Annotated in this window: 14 protein-coding genes and 1 pseudogene; 11 read left to right on the forward strand and 4 right to left on the reverse strand. The window is 33.6% G+C overall.

What is annotated here, in order from left to right:
- Positions 1–731 precede the first annotated feature (731 nt).
- The 6 genes and pseudogenes from BAZ10_RS02125 to BAZ10_RS02150 all read left to right on the forward strand — a co-directional run bounded on the left by BAZ10_RS02125 (position 732) and on the right by BAZ10_RS02150 (position 6,017).
- Positions 732–1,280 carry an RNA polymerase sigma factor gene (locus tag BAZ10_RS02125; protein WP_078770654.1) on the forward strand — a complete coding sequence of 183 codons (549 nt, stop codon included), beginning with the start codon at positions 732–734 and terminating at the stop codon, positions 1,278–1,280.
- Between the two features lie 39 nt (positions 1,281–1,319).
- Complete coding sequence (locus tag BAZ10_RS02130) at positions 1,320–1,778, forward strand: DUF417 family protein (protein WP_078770637.1); 459 nt, start codon at positions 1,320–1,322, stop codon at positions 1,776–1,778.
- Positions 1,779–1,935: 157 nt separating this feature from the next.
- Positions 1,936–2,460 (forward strand): annotated as a pseudogene (gene msrA, locus BAZ10_RS02135) (peptide-methionine (S)-S-oxide reductase MsrA); the annotation flags it as partial.
- 102 nt (positions 2,461–2,562) lie between these two features.
- Positions 2,563–3,726: a hypothetical protein gene (locus tag BAZ10_RS02140; RefSeq protein WP_131828782.1), complete on the forward strand. Its 1,164-nt coding sequence runs from the start codon at positions 2,563–2,565 to the stop codon at positions 3,724–3,726.
- A gap of 211 nt (positions 3,727–3,937) precedes the next feature.
- Complete coding sequence (locus tag BAZ10_RS02145; RefSeq protein ID WP_131828783.1) at positions 3,938–4,924, forward strand: hypothetical protein; 987 nt, start codon at positions 3,938–3,940, stop codon at positions 4,922–4,924.
- Between the two features lie 94 nt (positions 4,925–5,018).
- Positions 5,019–6,017 carry an MBL fold metallo-hydrolase gene (locus tag BAZ10_RS02150; RefSeq protein WP_078770640.1) on the forward strand — a complete coding sequence of 333 codons (999 nt, stop codon included), beginning with the start codon at positions 5,019–5,021 and terminating at the stop codon, positions 6,015–6,017.
- Positions 6,018–6,215: 198 nt separating this feature from the next.
- Here the strand turns inward: BAZ10_RS02150 and BAZ10_RS02155 are convergent, their stop codons facing one another.
- Positions 6,216–6,590 carry a transposase gene (locus BAZ10_RS02155; RefSeq protein WP_078770641.1) on the reverse strand — a complete coding sequence of 125 codons (375 nt, stop codon included), beginning with the start codon at positions 6,588–6,590 and terminating at the stop codon, positions 6,216–6,218.
- A gap of 129 nt (positions 6,591–6,719) precedes the next feature.
- Between BAZ10_RS02155 and BAZ10_RS02160 the strand changes: the two genes are divergently transcribed.
- Positions 6,720–6,911: a hypothetical protein gene (locus tag BAZ10_RS02160; protein ID WP_078770642.1), complete on the forward strand. Its 192-nt coding sequence runs from the start codon at positions 6,720–6,722 to the stop codon at positions 6,909–6,911.
- 144 nt (positions 6,912–7,055) lie between these two features.
- Here BAZ10_RS02160 and BAZ10_RS02165 read toward each other — a convergent pair whose 3' ends face one another.
- Positions 7,056–7,751, reverse strand: coding sequence for a hypothetical protein (locus tag BAZ10_RS02165; RefSeq protein WP_078770643.1), 696 nt, complete (start codon positions 7,749–7,751; stop codon positions 7,056–7,058).
- A 186-nt stretch (positions 7,752–7,937) separates the two neighbouring features.
- Between BAZ10_RS02165 and BAZ10_RS02170 the strand changes: the two genes are divergently transcribed.
- Complete coding sequence (locus tag BAZ10_RS02170) at positions 7,938–10,694, forward strand: glycoside hydrolase family 3 N-terminal domain-containing protein (protein WP_078770644.1); 2,757 nt, start codon at positions 7,938–7,940, stop codon at positions 10,692–10,694.
- Positions 10,695–10,827: 133 nt separating this feature from the next.
- Here the strand turns inward: BAZ10_RS02170 and BAZ10_RS02175 are convergent, their stop codons facing one another.
- Positions 10,828–11,013, reverse strand: a complete 186-nt coding sequence (locus BAZ10_RS02175; RefSeq protein ID WP_078770645.1) for a hypothetical protein — start codon at positions 11,011–11,013, stop codon at positions 10,828–10,830.
- A 400-nt stretch (positions 11,014–11,413) separates the two neighbouring features.
- Here BAZ10_RS02175 and BAZ10_RS02180 point away from each other — a divergent pair, with 400 nt between their 5' ends.
- On the forward strand, positions 11,414–11,662 hold the full coding sequence (locus tag BAZ10_RS02180; RefSeq protein WP_078770646.1) for a GlsB/YeaQ/YmgE family stress response membrane protein: 249 nt from the start codon (positions 11,414–11,416) through the stop codon (positions 11,660–11,662).
- An 86-nt stretch (positions 11,663–11,748) separates the two neighbouring features.
- Here the strand turns inward: BAZ10_RS02180 and BAZ10_RS02185 are convergent, their stop codons facing one another.
- Positions 11,749–13,152 (reverse strand): MFS transporter, encoded by a 1,404-nt coding sequence (locus BAZ10_RS02185; protein WP_078770647.1) that lies wholly within the window; start codon positions 13,150–13,152, stop codon positions 11,749–11,751.
- Positions 13,153–13,736: 584 nt separating this feature from the next.
- Here BAZ10_RS02185 and BAZ10_RS02190 point away from each other — a divergent pair.
- Complete coding sequence (locus BAZ10_RS02190; RefSeq protein WP_078770648.1) at positions 13,737–14,531, forward strand: DUF4099 domain-containing protein; 795 nt, start codon at positions 13,737–13,739, stop codon at positions 14,529–14,531.
- Positions 14,532–14,560: 29 nt separating this feature from the next.
- The gene (locus tag BAZ10_RS19465) at positions 14,561–15,079 is read left to right on the forward strand and encodes a DUF3945 domain-containing protein (protein WP_394363733.1); all 519 of its coding nucleotides are present in this window, start codon (positions 14,561–14,563) and stop codon (positions 15,077–15,079) included.
- The last annotated feature ends 413 nt before the right edge of the window (positions 15,080–15,492 follow it).

Consider the following 15,492-nt stretch of genomic DNA (forward strand, 5'->3'; position numbering starts at 1 on the left):
AATATATTTATTTCACTCTCCTCCCTTAATATCTTTATCCGAAGAAAATAATAGCATGTAATATTTAGGTAACGCCAAGAATTATACCCTACATATATCATACAGTATTGATTTCTCAAAACACTTTTATTTCCTTGTAAGTAATTAATAACCCTCAAGAACATTATGAAATATTAATGTAGGATACATGTAACATATCTATTATCGAGCTATTTGCCTTAATAATAAGATTTATTTATAATTTTCCTAACAGATTGTTAAAAAGAAAATATACCCGGAGACTTCGAGCATATTATTTTTTTATTCATTTAATAAAAACTCATTATGGCTAACGTCAGCAGTAACTATAACTATTAAATTAATTATATAATAATACTATCATGAAAAACATATCCTTTGTTTTATTTTGCTTTTTACCGGAGAATTAATGGATGCTCAAAAGATAATTACTGTTATTGCTATAGAAGAGAATAGCCTTCCTTTAGTGGCGAATTTCTGAACAATATGAAATCTCATTTATAACTTAAACATACAAAAATATAATATTTGAGAAGCAATTTATAGATTCTAATAATTTAAAATTGGAAAATTACAAAAGGAAAGAGTGTATAAAAAATCATCCGATTTTAAAAAGCTAAGGGCGACTTAAACTTATAATATTTCATATGATTTTTAATTTAACTTACTACTCTCCTTATGAGCCGAAACAAGAAAAAAGCATATCTCAAATAATGAAAAATGAAGTTTTTGAAAGCTGGATAGATCAATATTTCGGATTGCTTTTAAAGAAAGCTCTTTATATGCTTTCTAATAAAGAAGATGCTCAGGATATTGTTCAGGATGTATTTACAGCAGCTTTTTCCAATTATGAGTCTTTTGAAGGAAAAAGTCAACCATTGACTTGGTTAATGACTATTCTCCGAACAAAAATTGCAGATTTTTATCGGAAAAAATATAAATTAATAATTAATGCAATGCCGAATCATTTTTTTGATGAGGTAGAATCGTGGAAAAATAATGATGTTTGGAACAGTTGGAATGTTTCAACAGAACCAGATCTTTTGGATAATCCTGATTTTAAGAAAGCTCTTGAAGAATGTATTGAGGAATTGCCTTACAGATGGAGGGTCTTATTCAAAATGTATTATTTTGAAGAGCAAAAAGCAACAGAGGTATGTCAGGAATTGAATATTTCTACGACTAATCTCTGGAAAATCCTTCAACGCAGTCGGATGCAATTGAGAGAAAGCCTTGAACTGAAATGGTTCTCAAGATTATAGAAACAATCACAATAAAATATTAATTTAAAATTTCTAAAAATGAAAGAAACATTACATACACCTAATCAAAGTCAATCTATATATAGTTTGGGCTATTATATTTCCCTTTTTGGAACTGCCCTTATTTTACTTTGGATTGGAATATTTAAGTTTACTCCAACTGAAGCTGCAGCAATAAAACCCTTAGTGGAAAATCATTTTCTGACCTTCTTCATTTACAAGATAATGAGTGTGCAGGCAGTTTCAAACTTTTTTGGAACGGTAGAAATTATTATTGCCTTATCATTGATATTTAGCATAAAATTTACTGTACTAAGAAAGTATGCAGGAATAGGGGTAATTGTTACTTTTATGGTAACATTAAGTTATTTATTCACTACTCCTGGAACGTGGAAAATAGTTGATGGAATTCCGGTTACAGACTTTTTTATTTTAAAAGATTTGATGTTTTTAGGATTTGGATTTATGGTTATCTCTAACAAAAGACTATCTGATTAGTAAAAGATATTGCCGGGTGTCATTCTTTCATGCAATAAAAATTTAGATAGGAATCACCTATTAATTATGGTTATTGATATACTCTTTATAAGTGTTTTATAATAATAAACGGGTTTAAATGAATCCTATTGAAATAAATATATAAAAATGAGAAATTATGGATAATGAAAATATAAGAGAAATTTATTTTGCAGGTGGCTGTTTTTGGGGAACAGAGCATTTTTTTCAACAGATTCGCGGTGTTATAGAAACTGAAGTAGGATATGCTAACGGAAATACAGAAAATCCGACCTATAAAGAAGTCGTAAGCCATACAACTGGGTTTGCAGAAACTGTGAAAGTGAAATATGATTCAAATCAGATTGATCTTAAATTGTTAATTGATTTGTATTTTAAAACTATTGATCCTACAAGTTTGAACAAACAAGGAAATGACAGAGGCGATCAGTACAGAACCGGGATATATTATACAGATGACGCTGATGAATCTTTTGTAAAATATAAAGTTCAGGAATTAGCCAAAGGATATAATAGGGCAGTACTTGTAGAAATACTTCCTTTGAAAAATTTCTATAAAGCCGAAGATTACCATCAGGATTACCTGGATAAAAATCCTAGTGGTTACTGTCATATCGAACCGGGGCTTTTTGAACTGGCTAAAAATGCTAACCCTCTTCCAAAAGAAACTACTCATTAAAAAATCAACTGTATGAATACAAACCAATTAACAATCTCTCTTTTTGTATTGCTCATATTTTTTGCTGAGGTTAAGGCCCAAAGTAAATTGCAATCTGTTTCGGTATTGAAATTTGGACCTGAAAATACCTTATTTGTCGGAGATTCCAGAGCAGGGAAAATTTTTGCTTTCTCTATAGACAAAACTCACAATACCTCTGCAGAAGTAATCTATAATGTCAAAGATGCTGATACTAAAATTGCTGCTTTACTAGCAACAACACCAGATAAGATATTGGTAAAAGACATCGCCGTGAACCCTGTTAGCCGAGAGGTCTATATTGGAGTGGACCGTGTTTCTGGAAAAACCTATACCCCGGCTATCGTTATTATGAACCATACCGGTGCTGTACGAAGGTTTGACGACGCAAAAGCAAGGTCGTCTTTTATAAAAATAGACAATACACCCTCAAAGGATTTTCTATTTTTCGATAATGTTTCTGCAATTGAACGCACTTTTACTGACATCGATTTTCATAAGGGGAAATTATATATCAGCGGTATCTCTAATACTGATTTTGCCTCCACACTCAAGGTAGTAGATTTCCCGTTTAACGGTGTTCAGAATAGTGCAAGTATAGAAATTTATCACACTACACATGATCAAAAAGAAACCCGTGCGCCAATACGCACAATGGAAATTGTAACACTTGGTGGGCGAGAGTATATTCTGGCTGCTTATACATGCACTCCCTTGGTAACTATTCCGCTCGACAGTATTAGGGACGGAGCACATGTAAGCGGCAAAACAATCGCTGAATTAGGTTATGGGAATACGCCAATCGATTTTATAAGCTACATGGCCCAAGGTAGTTCACCTACAGACACTTTTCCAGTGGTATTTCTGGCTAATAATAGTCAAAGTGCACAAATATTACGGTTATCAGACATTGAGCAAGGCAATGCAAAAGACGGGTTGAACAGTTTTGCCAACTACCAGAAGAAAGGAGTACCCGCTATGGAAATACCTATTACCGGAGTATTACAGATCGCTGAACAGGATGATCAACGGCTGGTGTGTGCCCGTCGCAATGTAGAGACCGGGCGACTGGAACTGGTATCCATCAGAAAAAATTTATACCTGCGTTTAACCGATGCAGAAGGTGAGTATGCATTTCCTGATTACAGATCTGGCTCCAACCAGCAAATGTTCAAAGAATTACAAAATATGCTTTTGAAGGAAGAAGGATACCCAAACAGAACTGTGAAGTAATCAAGTAATCTTTTCAGAAATCTTTTAGCTTAGATCAGCGCAGCTTTAATTTCAAGTGTTCTGCGCTTATTCCTTACTACTCATGTTTTAGAATAAATATATTGAGTTCACAAAGATGCTATGACTGCCTGTTGCAGATGGCGAAAAAATATAATTGATGATCCATAGGGGCTTTGTTATTCTTTTTTTATTTTGGCCAACACTTGGTGTCTTGGCACAACAAATATCGTTTGTAAAACAGAAAGCCTCTGATATTTACGGGCTGGAGTTTGAGGATTTGAGTATAGAGGTTCGTACCACTAAAATTTCTGTACAAAATTCAGACATCAGCATAAGTGGAAAATGGATCAAAAGAAAGAAAAAGATTATTTTTGTGCCCGATTATCCATTTGAAGAACGTGTTTGGTATTGTGTTAAAACCGGTGGTAGAGATACATTGATGCGTTTACCGGAAAAAAAGAATAAAACTTCGTTTGTTACCAGAATTTATCCGCTTACAGACAGCATCCCAGAAAATTTACTCCGTTTTTATGTTTATTTTAATGCTCCTATGCAGCAGGGTAATTTTCCAAGGCATATTCATTTATATAATGAAGCAAATGACGATTTACGACATGCTTTTTTTGATGATCAAAGAGAGTTATGGAATAAAGACTTCACGCGCCTGACTATTTTGCTTGATCCTGGCAGAATTAAGTCCGGGCTGGAGGTTAACCGTATAATGGGGAGGGTTTTCAAACCGAAACAAGTATATCGCTTGGTTATTGACAAAGGCTGGAAAGATATCGAGGGGTTTGAGCTTCAGTCATCTTATATCAAAACATTCTCAGTTGTTCAGGAAGACATAGTCCATCCTGACATTAACAGTTGGAATATTAAATTCCCTAAGGACAGAAAGGACTTTTTGCAAATACTATTTAATGATAAGATGGACCATACAGGTATCGAACAGTATATAGCCATCACGGATGCTGCACAAACTCGGATAAAAGGGAAAATGTATTTACAAAGAGGAGAAACATCTGTTGTCTTTGTACCAACAAAGAAGTGGAAAAAGGGGGAGTATATCCTATATATCAATGCCAGGATAGAAGATATTGCGGGCAATAATATAAACGGCTTATTAGATCATAACGTTGGTGCGTTAAAAAGTCAGATGGAAGGAAATATTGAAACTATAAGATTTTTCATTCGATAGTGAAGACGGAATTGAATTAATTTTTTGTGGCTTCTGGTTGCTGTGTCAATTAAAATCAAAGAACAATAACAGTTTTTTTTAAAATAATTTAATCATGAGTAAATTTCTTTTTAACTTATTACTCTTTGGGGGACTTTTATTCCCCCTCTCAGGGCAGTCCCAAAATATTAATACGCCCGAACCGACGAATCTAATCGCAGCTCCAAACATAAGGCCGGAAACGGCTATAAAAGTTGCTAATGACGTTTGGGTTATTCCTGACCCGCGTATCAATTATATTCCCAATATCGGGGTGATTGAAGGCAAGTATGCAGTACTGGTGGTAGATTCAGGTATGGGACCGCACAATGGTGAACTCCTGTTACAATATGTTCAAAAGATAGCAGGCAACCGTCGCATCTATTTTACAAGCACTCATTTCCATCCTGAACATAACTTCGGTGCATCCGTTTTTGGCACTGCTTCTGTTATAATGAACAAAGCACAAGCAGAAGAGCTGGCCGAGAAAGGCTCCGATTATATTCAACTGTTTAGAAGTTTTGGAGTAATAGAAAGAAAAGCGCTTGAGGGAGTAAAGTTAATTATGCCGGGTATTATCTATAGCGACTCTTTGACGTTAGACTTGGGTGATAATATTGTTATATTAAAGGAAACGCCCGCTCATACGCGTGGTGATCAGATAGTATTTACAGAGAATTCAAAAGTTCTTTTTACTGGAGATTTGGTCGAAAATCGTTTTTTCCCAATTATGCCTGATGCCGACACGAAAGGTTCGGATTGGATAACTGTAATGGAGCAAATGCTTAACATGAAACCAAAAGTAGTTGTGCCAGGACATGGAGAAATCGGAGATGATCGTCTCATACAAGCTGTAAAAACCTACCTTGTCACCGTTCAAAGTGATGTATTGGATTTGGTAAAAAAGGGATTGAAACAAGATAGTATTATTCGCACACTGACTCAAAAGTTCAAATCCTTGCACCCAAATTGGGATAATGCAGTCTTCATTCCTTATGAAATTGCCAATTTCTATTCAGAATTTACACATAGCCCTTTAAAATTACCTGATTTATCAAAAGATTTAGGGCACTAATTTTCGTGTTTTATTCAATATCAAATTCGAGATATAAAGTATTCTATCATTGAAGGAAATTCTGTTGCCCTTCTTTCTCTTTTTTGTAATTGGGTATTCTCGAAATTAAAGGGCTGTTGGCCGGCTGCCATTCATCTTAGCTGTGCTGGAACAAGCATATATGTTTGTCAGAATGCTCCGGCTAAATAAGCTGTCTTTTCAATAGGACCTGGCATACGTCCAGGTAATACGCAGATTGCATTTTATTTTGGGCATAGGCATATCTTCATTCAGTGCGAAGCTGGAATATGTATAGAGCACACCAGGAAATGGTAGAACACGCTCAATAATCCGATGATAGCCAGGCCTCACCAGGTTTTGATTATATATCTTTCTAAGGTCATCTGTTAACTGATAAGCGTTTTTCAAATCAGAATATTCTGTAAACAGGATATGAGCTCTATGTTTTTGGGAAAACGTCCATTTCTCACTACTTTTATAAAGTAAATATCTGCTTCTTGCTAACAGCTGTTTCCGACTGTCTCTATTCTCAAAACTCTCTATATCACGGTTTTCTTCTGAGGAATTTTCAATAGTGACCTCTTCCCAAAACTCTAATTAAAAATGTCTAACTCAATGGGAGGACATCAAGGGAGCATAAATATAATCTTAAATTATAGTATCTTAATTATTAAATGATTAACTTGTAGACAAATATAAAATATGTCTAAGAGAAAAAGCAAAACAGGTGATATTCCAGATAATTTAGGTAACAACAGTAAGAAAACTGATTTAGAAAGAGCTAAAATAGTCCTGGAAAAAGCAAAAGCATTAAAGGCTCCTATAAAACATCTTACTTCTTCAGACAGTGCATTCGGCAGATCTTTAGAAGAGAAAAAGAAAGAAAATGATTAGTCATCTTTATTTAGCTCTCTAATAAATTTGATTAAGCAAGCTAAATATCACAAATGAAAAATATGTAAGAATATGAGCTTAAGGAAAAAAGCTTATATCAATTTACTTATATCCATGGATACAAATAAATTGTGATTCCATCGTTTATGCTTTTGTTGTATTAACTCTGTATTCTTTCAACTTTTCATTATTCGTATTCTTGCCTCTATCATAAACTTTATAAAGTCCGAATGTCTTTACAGATTTCTTTTCCAAACCTTTTGGTAAAGAATCATTTCCAAACTTCTTTTGCAAGTACTCCGGTGCTATTTTTTCTTTAAGGAGATATTTTTCTATTGCCGGATGTAACTTATTAAAATCAATATTACGATAATCATTAATCTTTATTTCTAAAGAATTACTCCCCGTTGCAAATAGCTTATTGTACCATGATAAATGGGAGTATTTCACAGTTTTTGCAGGCTGATTTAAAAATATGGAATATTCAAAATTATGGTAGATGCCGTCTAAAGGTATTGTATTCAGACAATAAATAGCTTCTATCATATGCCATTCTATTACCTGCCTATGTTGCATTATTGGTGAGTTTATAATGAGCGCACTCTCATTAAATTCTAGTCTGTCTTTATTTTTCTCTATGTTAGTCATCACTTTATGGGAAGATGGGATGCCTTTATTGATAGAATATAAGATGAAAAGTAACAGAAGATTTGAGAATAGAGATGCTGTGATATAATAGAGATTCATTCCGTTTCTTATCACAAGAACAGTAACTGATACTCCAATTACAAGGAATAAGGTAATTAAAATGTTAAAAATAAAGATTGGATTGATTTTCATTCAATAGTATAGTCTTCTCTTATTTGTATCAGGATTTTTCTAAACAGCCTCACTACATAAAATATCATTCCATCGAAAATAATACTTTTTCTTTTGTGAAGAGAAAGTCTTTAGTTCTTTTTTATAATATAAAATTTAATAGTTAAATATTACGAAATCATGGTTAAATTAGCATAAAACTATACCATGATTACTAAACTAAAAACTAAATCCCAATCCTTACATACATTTTTTATTTTTCCGAATGTAATCATAGAAACTAATACTCTTGTTAAAAGACTAATAAAAACAAGTTGTTTTAGGTTAGGCTTATTGGCTACCTTTTCATTTCCTCTTGTAAAAGCCCAGAATCCACTCTATAAAGATCCGAAACAGCCTGTTGAGGTAAGGGTTCAGGATTTATTGAGAAGAATGACTCCTGAAGAAAAATTCTGGCAGTGTTTTATGATCCCCGGAGATTTGGATAATGCTTCTAAAAATCAATACCACCACGGTATTTTTGGTTTACAGGTGAGTGCAGGGAGCCAGGACGGAGCCGCCGCTGGACAAATGCTAAAATACAATGCCAATGAAGATGCAGAAAAACTGGCCAGAAAAATCAATGCAATCCAAAAATATTTTATTCAGGAATCCAGACTTGGCATTCCGATAATTCCTTTTGATGAGGCATTACATGGATTAATGCGGGAAGGAGCAACGGCTTTTTCACAGTCTATTGGATTATCAGCCACTTTTAATCCTGATTTGATGAAGGAAGTCTCATCTGCTATTGCCAAAGAAGCTAAACTCAGAGGAATTCGTCAGATTCTGACACCAGTGGTCAATTTAGCCAGTGATGTCAGATGGGGAAGAACCGAAGAAACCTATGGAGAAGATCCGTTTTTAACGTCTGTTATGGGAGTTAGTTTTGTGAGCTCATTCGAAAATGAGGGAATTATTACGACTCCAAAACATTTTTTAGCCAATGTTGGAGAAGGTGGCAGAGATTCTTATCCGATTCATTGGAGTAAACGATATTTGGAAGAAACGCATTTAATTCCTTTTTATAAAGCATTTACTAAGGGGAAAAGCAGATCTGTAATGACTTCCTATAACTTATTAGACGGAAGACCTTCTACTTCCAACCACTGGTTATTAACAGATAAGTTAAAAAAAGAATGGGATTTCAAAGGTTTTGTAATTAGTGATGCGAGTGCAGTTGGTGGGGCAAATGTTTTGCATTTTACCGCAACAGACTACAGTGATGCATCTGTACAGGCCATTAATGCAGGATTAGATGTGATTTTCCAAACCGAGTATAATCACTATAAATTATTTATCCCTCCATTTTTAGATGGACGAATATCCAAACAGAGAATTGATGATGCGGTGTCAAGAGTTTTAAGAGCAAAATTTGAATTGGGACTTTTCGAAAAACCTTATACTTCCGAAAAAGAGATTCAGGAACTCCGGAAAATCAATCATAAACTACTAGCGGAAAAAGCGGCTATAGAATCATTTGTTTTACTTCAGAACAGAAATAATACACTTCCCGTTGCGGAGCATTATAAAAAGATTCTGATTGTAGGTACAGATGCTGCAGATGCCAGATTAGGCGGCTATTCAGGTCCAGGTAATAAAAAGATTAGTATTTTGGATGGTATCAAGAATTTTGTTAAAGATAAAAACGTAGAAATATCCTATGCAAAAGGGATTGACTGGAATCTGAAAACATTCAACAAAGTTCCTTCTGAGTATTTATCCTTTAATGGTGAGAAAGGATTAAGAGGTTTATATTTTCCAAACAGTAGCTTAACCGGGAAGCCTGTTATTGAAAAACAGGATAAAGAATTAGACTTTAAATGGACATTATACTCTCCTGATCCGGAAAAATTACAACCGGATAATTACAGTGTAAAATGGGAAGGTAAATTAGAAGCCCCAGCTTCCGGAAAGTATAAATTGGGCTTAAGAGGAAATAATGGATTCAGGCTCTATTTAAATGGAAAACTAGTTGTTGACCAATGGGAAAAGCTAAGTTATTCAACCAAAACAACAGATATAGATTTTGTAAAAGGACAGAAATATGATATTGCAGTAGAATTCCGTGAAAATAGAGGGGAGGCCAATATTGAACTGATCTGGAATTATGGACTCAATAATTATGAGAAGGATTTTAATGAGGCTTTAAAACTGTCGCAGAATTCTGATTATATTATTGTAACTGCCGGAATTCATGAAGGTGAATTTCAGGACAGATCTTCCTTAAGCCTTCCGGGAAATCAGCAAGCATTTATTCACGAAGCAGCAAAGCTAAACAAGCCTATTAGTGTCATCTTAATCGGAGGTTCCGCTATAAAAACTACAGACTGGAAAGACAAAGTCGGTGCTATTATGGATATATGGTATCCGGGAGAAGAAGGCGGAAGTGCTGTAGCTAAGGTTTTGTTTGGAAAAGAGAATCCATCCGGAAAATTACCTATTACATTTCCAATTGAAGAAGGACAGCTTCCGTTAAGTTATAATCATCATCCCACTGGTAGGGGAAATGACTACCATGATTTAAGTGGTGAACCTTTATATCCATTTGGTTATGGACTCAGTTATACTTCTTTTGAAATATCAGATTTGCATCTGGATAAGCGTAAATATTCTGAAAATGATATTATAAAAGCTGAGCTGAGTATTAAGAATATCGGAGCTAAAGCAGGAAGTGAAGTCGTTCAGCTGTATATCAAAGATTTATTAGCCTCGGTATCAAGACCAATTATTGAGTTAAAAGGATTTCAAAAGGTAAACTTAGAACCTGGAGAATCAAAAAAGATTATGATAGAAGTTCCTATAAAAGAGCTCAAATTCTTAGATGAAAATATGAACTGGGTAGTAGAAAAAGGAACCTACAGAATTATGGTTGGAAATTCATCGAAAAATCTTCCTCTCAAGCAAAATATTGAAATTGAATAATTGAAAAAGAAGTGATGATTAATAACGACACCCGGAATTTAATATCAAAAAGTCACTAACTTAAATACATTGAGAATCTATTATTGGGAATAAATAAAAAAGGAGATAGAAACCCTATCTCCTGTAGTTTTAATTAGCAAGGAACTGCCCATGCACCTGCAACACATCTTGGTTCAGCAGGTGTTACACAAGCGCTGCAACCGGCTTTATTACAACACATATAACCTTGACTACCGCCACCAGCTGCATCGTCATAATTGGTTAGTTTAATAAGTCCGCCTACCATCTCTTTAAGCTCCTTTCTTGTTAATTTTTTCATTGTACTAATATTTATTTGGTTGAAGTGTAAATATAATACAAATTCACCAGGAAGAGACTTAATGTAAGTTAATAAATAATAAATATTAAAATCAAGTATTCTATGCGAGTGAGTTTCGTTAATTCATACCATAAATATGTAAATTATTATCAGGAGGATTAAAAAAGATGATGATAGAAGTTCTTAGATGCAAATATGAACAAGCCTACAGAACTAATCTATAATAATAAATTAGAATTTAAAAAGATATTGGTCTAAAAATAATCTGAATTTTACGTTAATAAATTATTAAAATAAGTTTATTGTTTGTAAATAAGTCAAGAAATTAGGTGCAATGGCATCATGTTTGTAATTTTAGTTATAACAAACACCAATTTATTAACACTTAAAAATTACAATTATGGGTATTTTAACATGGATTATATTCGGACTAATTGCAGGAGCAATTGCAAAAGCTATTCATCCAGGATCTGATCCGGGAGGCTGGATTGCAACAATTATTATCGGTATTATTGGTGCAGTCGTAGGAGGCTGGCTGGGTTCTATGATTTTTGGCGTAGATGTTACCGGTTTTAATATTTCAAGTTTTTTAGTGGCAATCGGAGGAGCACTATTATGTTTAGTCATCTATAGAGCTATAAGAAAGTAAATTAAATCGAAGTAGATTATTTTAATTTAGTCAGAACTCATTCTGATAACAAAGTAAAGCCTTAGAATTCTAAGGCTTTACTTTTATTAATTTTGTTTAGATTTCATGTTTTTTCCGTCTGTGATATGAAGCCTGCGGAAAACAAATCCCGAAATAATAGTAAGGATACCAATCGTTAAAAATGTATACCTAAATGCATTATGTACATCTCCTTTAATTAAAGCAGAGTTTTCAAATAGTTTTAATACAATCAAACCAAATGTAATTCCGAATCCTATTGCCAGCTGCTGGTTTACAGATAGTAAAGAATTTCCGCTACTGGTCTGAAAGTTTCTGAGATCAGCAATCGAAATGGTGTTCATGGAGGTAAACTGTATGGAATTGAAGAATCCTAAAACTGCGATAATAGGAATAAACCAGTATATGGAAGTATGGATACCGGGAATTGCCAAAACGCATATCAAGGTTCCTATAATAAATGTATTGGCCATTAATGTTTTACGGTAACCAAAGGTATCTAAGATCTTTATCACATAAGATTTAGCAAAAATTGCCGTAATAGCCATTGGGGTAATAATCCATCCTGAAGTAACTGCCGATTGTTTATAGGCGATCTGAATCATTAAGGGAAGTAACAAGGGAACAGAGCTTATTCCTAGTCTTGTGGCCATATTACCTATGATTCCAACACGGAATGTTCTTACCTTGAAGAGGTTTAAAGGAAATATAGGATTTTCATCCCGTTTTGCATGCCAATAGTAATAATACAGAAAAAGAAAGCCTAAAATAAAAATAAATAAAACCGGAGTGATGTTCTGAAGATCTCCAAAAAGTTCCAGTGAAACAGAAAGCAAAAGAGATGCAGAAGCAAAAATCAAAAATCCCTTTAAATCAAAATCCAGACTCTCTGCTTTATAATCGGGCATAAACTTTGACCCCAGAATAATACCGATGATTCCGATAGGAATATTAATTAAGAATATCCAATGCCAGGAAAAGTAATCTACCAGATATCCACCCACCAAAGGCCCTAAAACCGGACCTATTAGAGCTGGTATAATAGCAAAATTCATTGCTTTTAATAATTCATTTTTATCAAATGTTTTAATTAATGCTAATTTTCCTACAGGAGTCATTAAGCTTCCACCAATCCCCTGAATTACCCGAGAGATGACTAATTGAGTAAGATTTTGAGATAAGGCACAAAACAAAGATCCTATACTAAAGAGTATAAGTGAAGAGATAAATACTTTTTTAGTTCCGAACTTATCTGCAAGAAAACCACTGACTGGCATAAAAACAGCTAGTGTTAGAACATAGCTGATAATGGCATTCTGCATGTTAAGGGGAGATTCCTGCAGATCTTTTGCTATAGAGGGAAGTGATGTGTTTAGTATGGTGGAGTCCAGCATTTGCATAAAGATTGCAGTTGCAAGAATAACCGGTAATATTTTTTTTGTAGCGCTTACAGATCGATTTACTTCTGACATTTCAGGAGGGTGAATATTTAACTTTATTTTGGCTTAACTTCAATTGTGCTGTTCAAAGTTAGCTTATAGTTTCTGGAAAAACTTAAAATTAAGATGTATTTTCACTATACCTTATTTGCGATATCATATATCGCTTATCATCTAAATTTTACTTTTAATATATTATTAAAATAAATTTCACATTTTTTAACATATCGAATCTTGCAATTTTTTTTCTGCCTTTTTATTTTTGTTCCAACCAATTAAAATCATTACTTCATTGTACTATAAATAATTAACATTCAGGTTGTTTAAGGTCATAGTTTTTATGTTTATTTTGTAGCTCATTTGTCAATTAGTTTAAGTCCAATGTTTAATTATTTATAGTATTTGCCCCGGAATTATTCCGGGGTTTTATTTTTTTTTTTAATTTGAAACGAACATTGATATTATCAAATATAAACTATTAAAAACTACCTATCAGACCCCGAACTCCGGGGTCTTTTCTATTATAGACAATTCATGCCAAAATATACTATAAAACTTCCAAAGCATTCTTTAACTCCGATCTCTGTATTACTTTACTGTAGCTATTATGATATGCTATGGAGAATAAAAAGGTTACAGAAGAAAAAGAATTACGCAAACAAACCAGTATAAATAAAACTGGTGATACTTTACTCGTATTACACCATGATACTGATACGATTAAACTTGTTCAAGGAATTGATCACAATGGAAATCTTAAAGATATTCCACTTAATCACAACCCTAGTGAAGTGCCTATTCTTATAGATGAGGAAAATCACGATTTTGTCAACTTCTACTGTGATTTTTATTCCCAGTTAAAACATCCGGAAGAATTCTCATTTTTCAAGGTTAGTGAATATGAAGCTGTTCAAACAGGAAAGGATTTACAACAGTATATCGATCATGCTAGGCCTGAAGGTTATAAAGATTTATTGCAGTATGAGATTAATATCAATACAGTACAGAATATAAAGAACCTGATTAGCACTGATACCCATAAAAAATCAACAAAGGAACGTTATCTATATAATATTAAAGACATTGACTGGTATACGATGGAAAAGCTTGGGCTTAATCAACAATTACTAGAGAATAGAGGTGTTTTAGTCCCTTTACTAAAAGGTCTTAAAACCTCTGTATTAATTCCCATCAGTATAAGAATGGGAGATACCCATATCAGAACTGATGCCAGAATAGCTCTTCGGGCTAATACTTCCGGATTACTGGAGCCTATTATTTATCCTGTCAGAAAAGCGCCTAATTTCAAAGAAAGTTTCTTTGGCCATTATTTCACAAAAGAGGATCAGCGTCATCTCACCACCACTGGGAATATGGGAAGGGTAGTGGATCTAATCCATCCTATCCTGTAACAAATGAAGTCATCCCTTCTCTTATCAGTATAGACAGGTTAACCCGTGAATTCTTCTCTTACGGAACAGAGAATATCCGAATACCCCAAACTATAGGTGGAATTCAGCTTTCCAAAGAGCAGGAAGAGATACTAAAATCCGGAAGGGTTTTATTTCTGGAAAATATACTCTCCAGAAGAGGCAATCTTTTCAACGCCAGTCTTCAGTTCAATGCTGAAAAAGGTTATGTTGAGTTTCTGTTCAATAAGGAACTTAAAGAATCCAAACTCAACAATTTATTTCAAAAGAATACAACATTAAAACCACCCTTCGATGTCCCCAAAACCTTTAGAGGAAAGCTTCTTGAAAACTGGCAATACGAAAAACTAAAAACAGGAGAAACAGTCTATATCAATGGTCTTATCAATAAAAAAGGAAATCAATACCAAGGCTATATCAGCTATGATAAGAGTACTGGAAAGTTCGAGTTCTCGTTTAAAAATCCTAATAAACAAAAGCAACAAAACAATAGTCAAACCTCAGTTAAATCAAAAGGAAAAAAGCTGTAATTAAAATATTGTTTATATTGAATATGAACTACTTAAAGGATAAATGGATATTGTATTATAAAAATAAGATATTTTAGTCTGTGTGTCAGGTTTGTCCCAACTTCAATAAGAAAATACTTATTATAAATCTGGATTGAGTATATAATAATATACTTTTCAAATCGTAAAGTATTCATAATGTTAATTCCCTGCCAAATATCCAATATTCCTTGCTGTTTTTTCCCCTCTGTAACAAGATTTTTAGGAATTAAAGAAGCAAATAATATATTAGATTTATTGATACGGCCATTATAGCTATATAGTCTATAATAATCAAGATAACCTTTATTTATCTTTTTAAATTGTATCTTAAAATGCCCAATTATAGAAGTATAGTAATAAGTGGATAAGGTTTGTAAGTATCCCTAAAAACC

It is taken from the genome of Elizabethkingia occulta, assembly GCF_002023715.1.
Lineage (GTDB): Bacteria > Bacteroidota > Bacteroidia > Flavobacteriales > Weeksellaceae > Elizabethkingia > Elizabethkingia occulta.